At 67.1% G+C, this 7865-nt stretch carries 9 protein-coding genes; 8 read left to right on the top strand and 1 reads right to left on the bottom strand.

Annotated features, from left to right (window positions below):
- The 4 genes from odhB to lpdA all read left to right on the top strand — a co-directional run.
- Positions 1-926: 2-oxoglutarate dehydrogenase complex dihydrolipoyllysine-residue succinyltransferase (gene odhB / locus RKE40_RS15295; RefSeq protein WP_316019092.1), on the top strand; the 926-nt coding region annotated here is incomplete at its 5' end.
- A gap of 12 nt (positions 927-938) precedes the next feature.
- Positions 939-1322 (top strand): MAPEG family protein, encoded by a 384-nt coding sequence (locus RKE40_RS15290; protein WP_316019091.1) that lies wholly within the window; start codon positions 939-941, stop codon positions 1320-1322.
- 20 nt (positions 1323-1342) lie between these two features.
- Positions 1343-1774, top strand: coding sequence for a VOC family protein (locus RKE40_RS15285; RefSeq protein WP_316019090.1), 432 nt, complete (start codon positions 1343-1345; stop codon positions 1772-1774).
- 21 nt (positions 1775-1795) lie between these two features.
- Positions 1796-3196, top strand: coding sequence for a dihydrolipoyl dehydrogenase (gene lpdA / locus RKE40_RS15280; protein WP_316019089.1), 1401 nt, complete (start codon positions 1796-1798; stop codon positions 3194-3196).
- A gap of 155 nt (positions 3197-3351) precedes the next feature.
- Here the strand turns inward: lpdA and folD are convergent, their stop codons facing one another.
- Positions 3352-4215 (bottom strand): bifunctional methylenetetrahydrofolate dehydrogenase/methenyltetrahydrofolate cyclohydrolase FolD, encoded by an 864-nt coding sequence (folD, locus tag RKE40_RS15275; protein WP_316019088.1) that lies wholly within the window; start codon positions 4213-4215, stop codon positions 3352-3354.
- A gap of 118 nt (positions 4216-4333) precedes the next feature.
- On the opposite strand from folD, the gene RKE40_RS15270 reads away from it, so the two are divergent.
- Genes RKE40_RS15270 through RKE40_RS15255 form a run of 4 tightly spaced genes read left to right on the top strand, consistent with a single transcriptional unit; the run spans position 4334 to position 7853 of the window.
- Entirely contained in the window at positions 4334-5005 is a 672-nt protein-coding gene (locus tag RKE40_RS15270; protein WP_316019087.1) for a GntR family transcriptional regulator, read from the top strand.
- 54 nt (positions 5006-5059) lie between these two features.
- Positions 5060-6052 (top strand): TRAP transporter substrate-binding protein, encoded by a 993-nt coding sequence (locus RKE40_RS15265; protein ID WP_316019086.1) that lies wholly within the window; start codon positions 5060-5062, stop codon positions 6050-6052.
- A 7-nt stretch (positions 6053-6059) separates the two neighbouring features.
- A complete protein-coding gene (locus RKE40_RS15260; RefSeq protein WP_316019085.1) occupies positions 6060-6572 on the top strand; it encodes a TRAP transporter small permease in 513 nt (170 codons plus the stop codon).
- A 6-nt stretch (positions 6573-6578) separates the two neighbouring features.
- Positions 6579-7853 (top strand): TRAP transporter large permease, encoded by a 1275-nt coding sequence (locus tag RKE40_RS15255; protein ID WP_316019084.1) that lies wholly within the window; start codon positions 6579-6581, stop codon positions 7851-7853.
- Positions 7854-7865 lie beyond the last annotated feature (12 nt).

The raw sequence follows: 7865 nt of genomic DNA, 5'->3' as shown, positions 1-7865 counted from the left end.
CACCGGCCGCCTCCGGCGCCGCGACCAAGGCCGCCGATTCCGGCCCGGCCGTCGCCCGCCTCGCTGCCGAGAGCGGCGTCGATCCGTCGAGCGTCGCAGCCTCCGGCAAGGATGGCCGCGTCACCAAGGGTGACATGCTCGCTGCGATCGCGACCGGCCCGGCCGTCGCCGCCTCGGCTCCGGCCCCGGCTGCGCAGGTCCGCGCTCCGTCGGCGCCGGACGACGCCTCGCGCGAAGAGCGCGTCAAGATGACCAAGCTGCGCCAGACCATCGCGCGCCGCCTCAAGGAAGCGCAGAACACCGCGGCGATGCTGACCACCTTCAACGAGGTGGACATGTCGGCGGTGATGGCGCTGCGCAACCAGTACAAGGACGTCTTCGAGAAGAAGCACGGCGTGAAGCTCGGCTTCATGGGCTTCTTCGTGAAGGCCTGCGTGCAGGCGCTGAAGGAGATCCCCTCGGTCAACGCCGAGATCGACGGCACCGACATCGTCTACAAGAACTACTACCATGTCGCGGTCGCCGTCGGCACCGACAAGGGCCTGGTGGTTCCGGTGGTGCGCGATGCCGACCAGCTGTCGATCGCCGGCGTCGAGAAGGAGATCGGCGTCCTCGGCAAGAAGGCGCGCGACGGCTCCCTCAAGATCGAGGACATGCAGGGCGGCACCTTCACCATCTCGAATGGTGGCGTGTACGGCTCGCTGATGTCGACGCCGATCCTGAACGCGCCGCAGTCGGCGATCCTCGGCATGCACAAGATCCAGGAGCGGCCGATGGTGGTCGGCGGCCAGATCGTGATCCGGCCGATGATGTATCTGGCGGTCTCCTATGACCACCGCATCATCGACGGCAAGGAGGCCGTGACCTTCCTGGTGCGCATCAAGGAGGCGCTGGAGGACCCGGCGCGTCTCGTCCTCGACCTCTGAGGCTGCCGGTCCATGCTCTCGCTGATCGTCGCGAGTGTCGCTCTGCTCTTCCTCCATATCGGAGCGCAGGCGATCGCGGCGACCAGCGAGCTGGGCTCCGCCTGGAATGTCGGGGCGCGTGACGCGGGCGAGCGGCCGCAAGGTGTCGTTGCCGGGCGGGCCGAGCGGGCGCTGCGCAACTATCTCGAGACCTATCCGGCCTTCGCGGTGCTGGCCGTGGCGCTGATCGCCAGCGGCCGGGCCGATGGCGTCGGCCTGATCGGCGGCGGTCTCTGGCTCGCTGCCCGTATCGTCTACCTGCCGCTCTACCTCGCCGGCGTCCCGTATTGGCGCAGCCTCGTCTGGCTCGCCGCCGCGATCGGCCTGGCGCTGATGGCGGCCCGCCTGCTGGTCTGACCCCGGAAGGAGGAGGGAGCATGGCTTTCGGACCTAACCCACCACCGATCCAGGCGCATATCTGCGTCAAGGGCGGCGACGCGGCGATCGCCTTCTACGAGAAGGCTTTTGGCGCGCAGTGCACTTTCAAGGCGATGGCCGAGGACGGTAAGCGCGTGATGCACGCCAATCTCGCCATGTTCGGCAGCGAGGTGATGCTGCACGACGAATTCCCCGAGTTCGGCGGCGATATCATGGCGCCGAGCTCGCGGAGCGGCGCCAGCATGACGATCAGCATCAACCTGCCGCGGCCCGCCGATGTCGATGCCGCCATCGCCAGGGCAGCTTCTGCCGGCGCCGATGTCGTCATGCCGGCGAGCGATGTGTTCTGGGGCGCCCGATATGGGCGCCTGCGCGATCCCTTCGGCCATCTCTGGGCCTTCAACGCGCCTCTGGCGCAACAGCAATCGTAAAGTCTGAACGAAAGAGAGACCATGTCCTACGATCTCGTCGTCATCGGAACCGGCCCCGGCGGCTATGTCTGCGCCATCCGCGCCGCCCAGCTCGGCCTCAAGGTCGCGGTGGTCGAGAAGCGCAAGACCCATGGCGGCACCTGCCTGAATGTCGGCTGCATCCCCTCCAAGGCCCTGCTGCACGCTTCCGAGATGTTCGCGGAAGCGGGCCATACCTTCCCCAGCCTCGGCATCGATGTCGGCACGCCCAAGCTCGATCTGAAGCAGATGCTGGTCCACAAGCAGGAGACGGTCGACGCCAACGTCAACGGCGTCGCCTTCCTGCTGAAGAAGAACAAGATCGACCCCTTCCACGGCACCGCCTCGATCCCGGCCGCCGGCAAGGTCGTCGTCACCGCCGAGGACGGCAAGACGCAGGAGCTGACGACCAAGAACATCGTCATCGCCACCGGCTCGGAATCGACGGCGCTGCCGGGCGTCACCACCGACGAGAAGACCATCGTGACCTCGACCGGCGCGCTCGAGCTGACCGCCGTGCCGAAGGAGCTGCTGGTCGTCGGTGCCGGCGTGATCGGGCTCGAGATCGGCTCGGTCTGGGCCCGTCTCGGCGCGAAGGTCACTGTGGTCGAGTATCTCGACCGCATCCTGCCCGGCATGGATGACGAGATCGCCAAGCAGTTCCAGCGCATCCTGCAGAAGCAGGGCTTCGCGTTCCATCTCGGTTCGAAGGTCACCAAGGTCGAGACCGGCAAGAAGGGCGGCGCCACCGTCACGGTCGAGCCGGCCGCCGGCGGCGAGGCCAAGACGCTGAATGCCGACATCGTGCTGGTCGCGATCGGCCGCCGTCCGAACACGGACGGGCTCGGCCTCGACAAGGCCGGTGTCGCGACCGAACGCGGCCGCGTCGTCATCGACGATCATTTCAAGACCAATGTCGCCGGCATCTACGCGATCGGCGACGTGGTGCGCGGGCCGATGCTGGCGCACAAGGCCGAGGATGAGGGCGTCGCGGTCGCCGAGATCATCGCCGGCAAGCACGGCCATGTGAACTACGACGCCATTCCCGGCATCGTCTACACCGCCCCCGAGGTCGCCGCGCTCGGCAAGACCGAGGAGGAGCTGAAGGCCGCGGGCGTCGCCTACAAGGTCGGCAAGTTCCCCTTCACCGCCAATGGCCGGGCTCGCGCTATGCGCCATACCGACGGCTTCGTGAAGGTGCTCGCCGATGCGACGACCGACAAGGTGCTAGGCTGCCACATCATCGGCCCGCATGCCGGCGACCTGATCGCCGAGGTCACGGTGCTGATGGAGTTCGGCGGCTCGGCCGAGGATCTCGCCCGCACCTGCCACGCGCACCCGACGCTGGCCGAGGCGGTGAAGGAAGCGGCGCTCGCCGTCGACAAGCGCCCGATCCATATGTGATCGGGCGTCCTCGCCGGACGCGGCCCGGTCAAGGGCCTAGGCAGAACGAAAAACGCCCGGCGAAGAGCCGGGCGTCTTGCTTTCTGGGGGGCGGAGCGCGGCGCGCATTCTCGTCCTGAGATGGTCGGGTCAAGCCCGGCCATGAATGACGGCCCTTACTTGCCCCGGCGCGCGTGAAACGCCGTCAGCGTGTTTCGGAGCAGGCAAGCGATGGTCATCGGGCCGACGCCGCCCGGGACCGGCGTGATCGCGCCGGCAACCGTGGCCGCCTCGGCGAAGTCGACATCGCCGGCGAGCTTGCCGTCGGGCATGCGGTTGATGCCGACATCGATCACCGTCGCGCCCGGCTTGAGCCAGTCTCCCTTGATCATCAGCGGGCGGCCGACCGCGGCGACGACGATATCCGCGCGGCGCACCACCTCGGCGAGGTTGCGGGTGCGCGAATGGGCGATGGTGACGGTGCAATCGGCCTGGAGCAGCAATTGCGCGACCGGCCGGCCGACCAGTTCCGAGCGGCCGACCACCACGGCATCAAGGCCGGAAAGCGACGGCAGGGTCTGCTTGAGCAGCAGCATGCAGCCGAGCGGCGTGCAGGGCACGAGCCCGTTCTTGCCGCCGGCGAGCAGGCCGGCATTGATCGGGTGCAGGCCGTCGACATCCTTGGCCGGGTCGATCGCGTCGATGATCCGGCCGGTGTCGATATGCTTGGGCAGGGGCAGCTGGACCAGGATGCCGTCGACCGCATCGTCGGCGTTGAGCGCGGCGATCTTGGCGAGGAGCTCGGCTTCGGTCGTTTCCGCCGGCAGGCGGTGGGCGACGGAGTTCATGCCTATCTCGGCCGCGAGCTTCTCCTTGGAGGCGACGTAGACGCGACTCGCCGGATCGTCGCCGACCAGGACGACATGGAGACCCGGCACCAGGCCCTTGGCCGCCTTGATCGCCGCGACCTCGCGGCCGATCCCCGCCCGCAGCTCGGCTGCCGCCGCCTTGCCGTCGATGATGCGCGCTTGTGCCGGCATGTGCTCGTCCTTGCGTTCTCGCGAGCCGTTCTCATGCGCGATTGCTGCAGCGCAAACAAGGCCGCATGACCGGAAGGCCTTGACTTAGTTTGGTCTATGTCAAAATCATGCACGATCCATGATGCATGCCGAGCCCTCATTCCGTAAGCCGTCCCGGGTCGTTCTGGCCGAGCAGGTCTATGAGCTGATCAAGGAACGCATTCTCGACCAGGCCTATGTGCCCGGCGAGCGGCTCAATATCGACGCGCTCGTGCGCGAGTTCGCCGTCAGTTCGACGCCGATCCGCGAGGCTCTGATGCGGCTCACCGCCGAGGGGCTGGTGCGCGCCGAGCCCTTCATCGGCTTCACGACCGCGCCGGTGCCCGACCAGCGCTATTACGAGGACGTCTACAGTTTCCGCGGCGTGATCGAGCCCTGGGCGGCGGCCTCGGCAGCACGGCGCCAGCCGGCTGCCGAGGCGATCGCGGGGCTGCGCGCGGCGGTCGCGGCGATGATGGCCGGCGAGCCATCGCGCGAATACCGCAGCCATCGCGCTTTCACCGAGGCGGATGATCGCTTCCATCGCATCGTCCTGCAGCTGGCCGGAAACCAGGTCGCGCTGAAGAGCTATGACGATTTGCGTTTCCACCTGCACATTTCGCGCCTCTACCTGACGCGCGAGCAGGATGTCGGCCCGACCCATCGCGAGCACTACGCCATCGTCGATGCGCTCGAGGCCGGCGACCCCGAGGCCGCCGCCGACGCGATGCGCCGGCATCTGCAAGGCTCCTATGAGCGATTGATCAAATAGCCAACCGGCCGAGGCCGAAAACGGCCCGGCTTTCGACCCGAGGGAGGGACCGACATGTTGAAACACATCGCCGCCGCGCTGATCGCCGGCAGCTTCATGATGGGCGCAGCCCAGGCGCAGACGCTACGCTTCGGCCACGCCAACACCACGAGCGAGATCGCCGGCGAACTCTTCGCCGAATTCGCCGATCGCGTGAACAAGGGCACCAAGGGCGCGGTCACGGTCCGCGTCTTCCCGGCCGAGCAGCTCGGCAAGGAGATCGACCTCTTCAAGCAGGTCAAGGAAGGCGCGCTCGACATCTCGGCGCCTTCCATGGCCGCAGCCTCCTCGCTCGTTCCGGCACTGGAAATCCCGAGCGCGCCCTTCCTCTGGAAGGACTGGAGCGAGGCCGAGGCGATCATCCGCTCAGAAGCCTTCGACCCGATCTTCGACGAGCTGCGCGACAAGCACAACATCGTGCCGGTCAGTCGCATCTGGTACTGGGGCTGGCGCAACATGACGACGCTCGACCGCGCCGTGAAGAAGCCCGAGGACGTGCAGGGGCTGAAGATCCGCGTGCCGGAAAGCCCGGTCTGGGTCGAGATGATCAAGGCCTTCGGCGGCGCGCCGACACCCGTCCCGTTCGGCGAGGTCTACACCGCCCTGCAGCAGAAGACCGTCGACGGCCAGGAGAACCCGATCCCGACGATCTTCTCGCGCAAGTTCTACGAGGTGCAGGGCTATGTCGCGATGACAAAGCACATGCTGCAGAACAACATGATCGTCATCAACAAGGACAGCCTCGCCAAGCTGAAGCCCGAGCATCGCGAGGTGCTGTTCGCGGAGGCCGCCCGCGCCTCGGCGATGAACACCTATCTCCAGCAGAAGCGCGAAGCCTCGATGCTGGAGGACATCCGCAAGTCCGGCCGCTCGAAGATCGTCGAGGACGTCGATCGGAACGCCTTCGCGGCCAAGGCCAAGGTGGTGACCACGGCCATGGAAGGCCGCTGGGGCAAGCCCCATGTCGAGCGCGTGCAGGCGGCGATCGACGCCCAGCGCAAGCGCTGACCCCGCCATGGCGGGCCTTAACCTGATCCGGCGGCTCGACGACTGGTCGAGCCGCCTGGAGAACCTCGCGCTCGCAGCCCTGCACGGCATCATCGCCGCGCTGGTCTGCGCGGCCGTGATCTTCCGCTACGTGCTCAACGATCCACTGACCTGGTCGGAGGAGCTGATCCTCCTGCTCTTCGGCTGGATGATCTTCCTCGGCATCGCCAACGCCTTCCATGCCCGCACGCACATCATCATCGATGTCGTCGTGCTGTTCGCGCCGCGCTGGCTCTGCTTCGCCTTCGGTGTTCTTGCACTGGCGGTGACCGCCACGGTGCTCGGCGTCCTGACCTGGTATTCCTGGCTCTATCTCCAGCGCGAGATGCCCAATCTCACCCCGATGCTCGGCATTTCCGCCGGCTGGGCGATCGCGCCGCTCTTTCTTGGCAGCCTCCTGTCGCTGCTGCATCTCCTGCGCAATCTGATCGACGAGGGCGTCACCGGCGCGCTCTGGTCGGACATCACCACGCGCGAGTGACCCGGCATGGTGCTTGTCCTCCTCCTCACCTTCGCGGCGCTGCTCGTCGTAGGCACGCCGATCTGGATCGCCATGGCGGGCTCGGCCCTGCTCACGATCTTCATGGACGGCGTGCCGCTGACCGTCGCCGCCCAGCGCATGGTCGCCGGCGTCCAGTCCTTCCCGCTGCTGGCGATCCCGCTGTTCACGCTCGCCGGCTCGCTGATGAACGCGTCCGGCATTTCCGAGCGACTGTTCAGCTTCACCAAGGCGCTGGTCGGCCATATCCGCGGCGGCCCGGCGCATACGCTCGTCGTCGGCGAGGTCTTCCTCTCCGGTATTTCCGGTTCGTCCGTCGCGGACACGGCCGCCGCGGCACGGGTCTTCGTGCCACAGCTCGAGAAGATGGGCTATCCGCGCGCCTTCGGCGCGGCGCTCTCGGCGGTTGCCGGCACGCTCGGGCCGATCATCCCGCCCTCGATCCTGATGGTGGTCTATGCCTGGCAGGCGAACGTCTCGCTCGGCCAGCTCTTCGTCGCCGGCATCATCCCCGGCCTCGTCATGGCCGGCTGCATCATGGGAACGATCGCGATCCAGGCGCTGCGGCGCGACTTCAGGCCGGCCGGCGCCTTCTCGCTTTCGACCCTGTGGAGCGAGTTCCGTCACGCTTCGCTGGCGCTCCTGATGCCGGTCTTGATCATCGTCGGCTTCCGGGCGGGCCTGTTCACCGCGACCGAGATCGCCGGCGTCGCCGCCGCCTATTCGCTGGTCGTCGGCATGTTCATCTATCGCTCGATCAGGCTCGCCGATCTCCCGGCGATCCTGGTCGGCACGGCGCGCGAGACGGCGGTGATCATCGCCATCGTCGCGGCGGCCTCGCCGTTCAGCTGGATCCTCGCGATCGAGCAGGCACCGCAGCTCGTCACAGACTTCATGACCTCCATCTCCACCGACCCGCTGGTCGTGCTGCTGATCCTGAACATCGCCCTGCTGATCGCGGGCATGTTCATGGAGACGATCGCGATCATGATCATCCTGGTGCCGATCCTGCTGCCGCTGCTGACGGCGCTGCAGATCGACCTCGTGCATTTCGGGATCATCCTGTTGGTCAATCTGGTGATCGGCCAGGTGACGCCGCCGGTCGGCGTCCTCTGCTTCGTCGCGATGGCGATCACGCGGGAGAAGCTCGGGCCGCTGATCCGCGAGCTCTGGCCTTTCCTGATCGCGCTCGTGCTTGCGCTTGCGATCATCACCTATGTCCCGGCCCTGAGCCTCTGGCTCCCCAAGATCGCCGGCTTCTGAAGAGGACACTCC

It is taken from the genome of Allobosea rubneri, from assembly GCF_032464875.1.
Classification (GTDB): domain Bacteria; phylum Pseudomonadota; class Alphaproteobacteria; order Rhizobiales; family Beijerinckiaceae; genus Allobosea; species Allobosea rubneri.
This window is presented reverse-complemented; position numbering and strand designations above follow the sequence as displayed.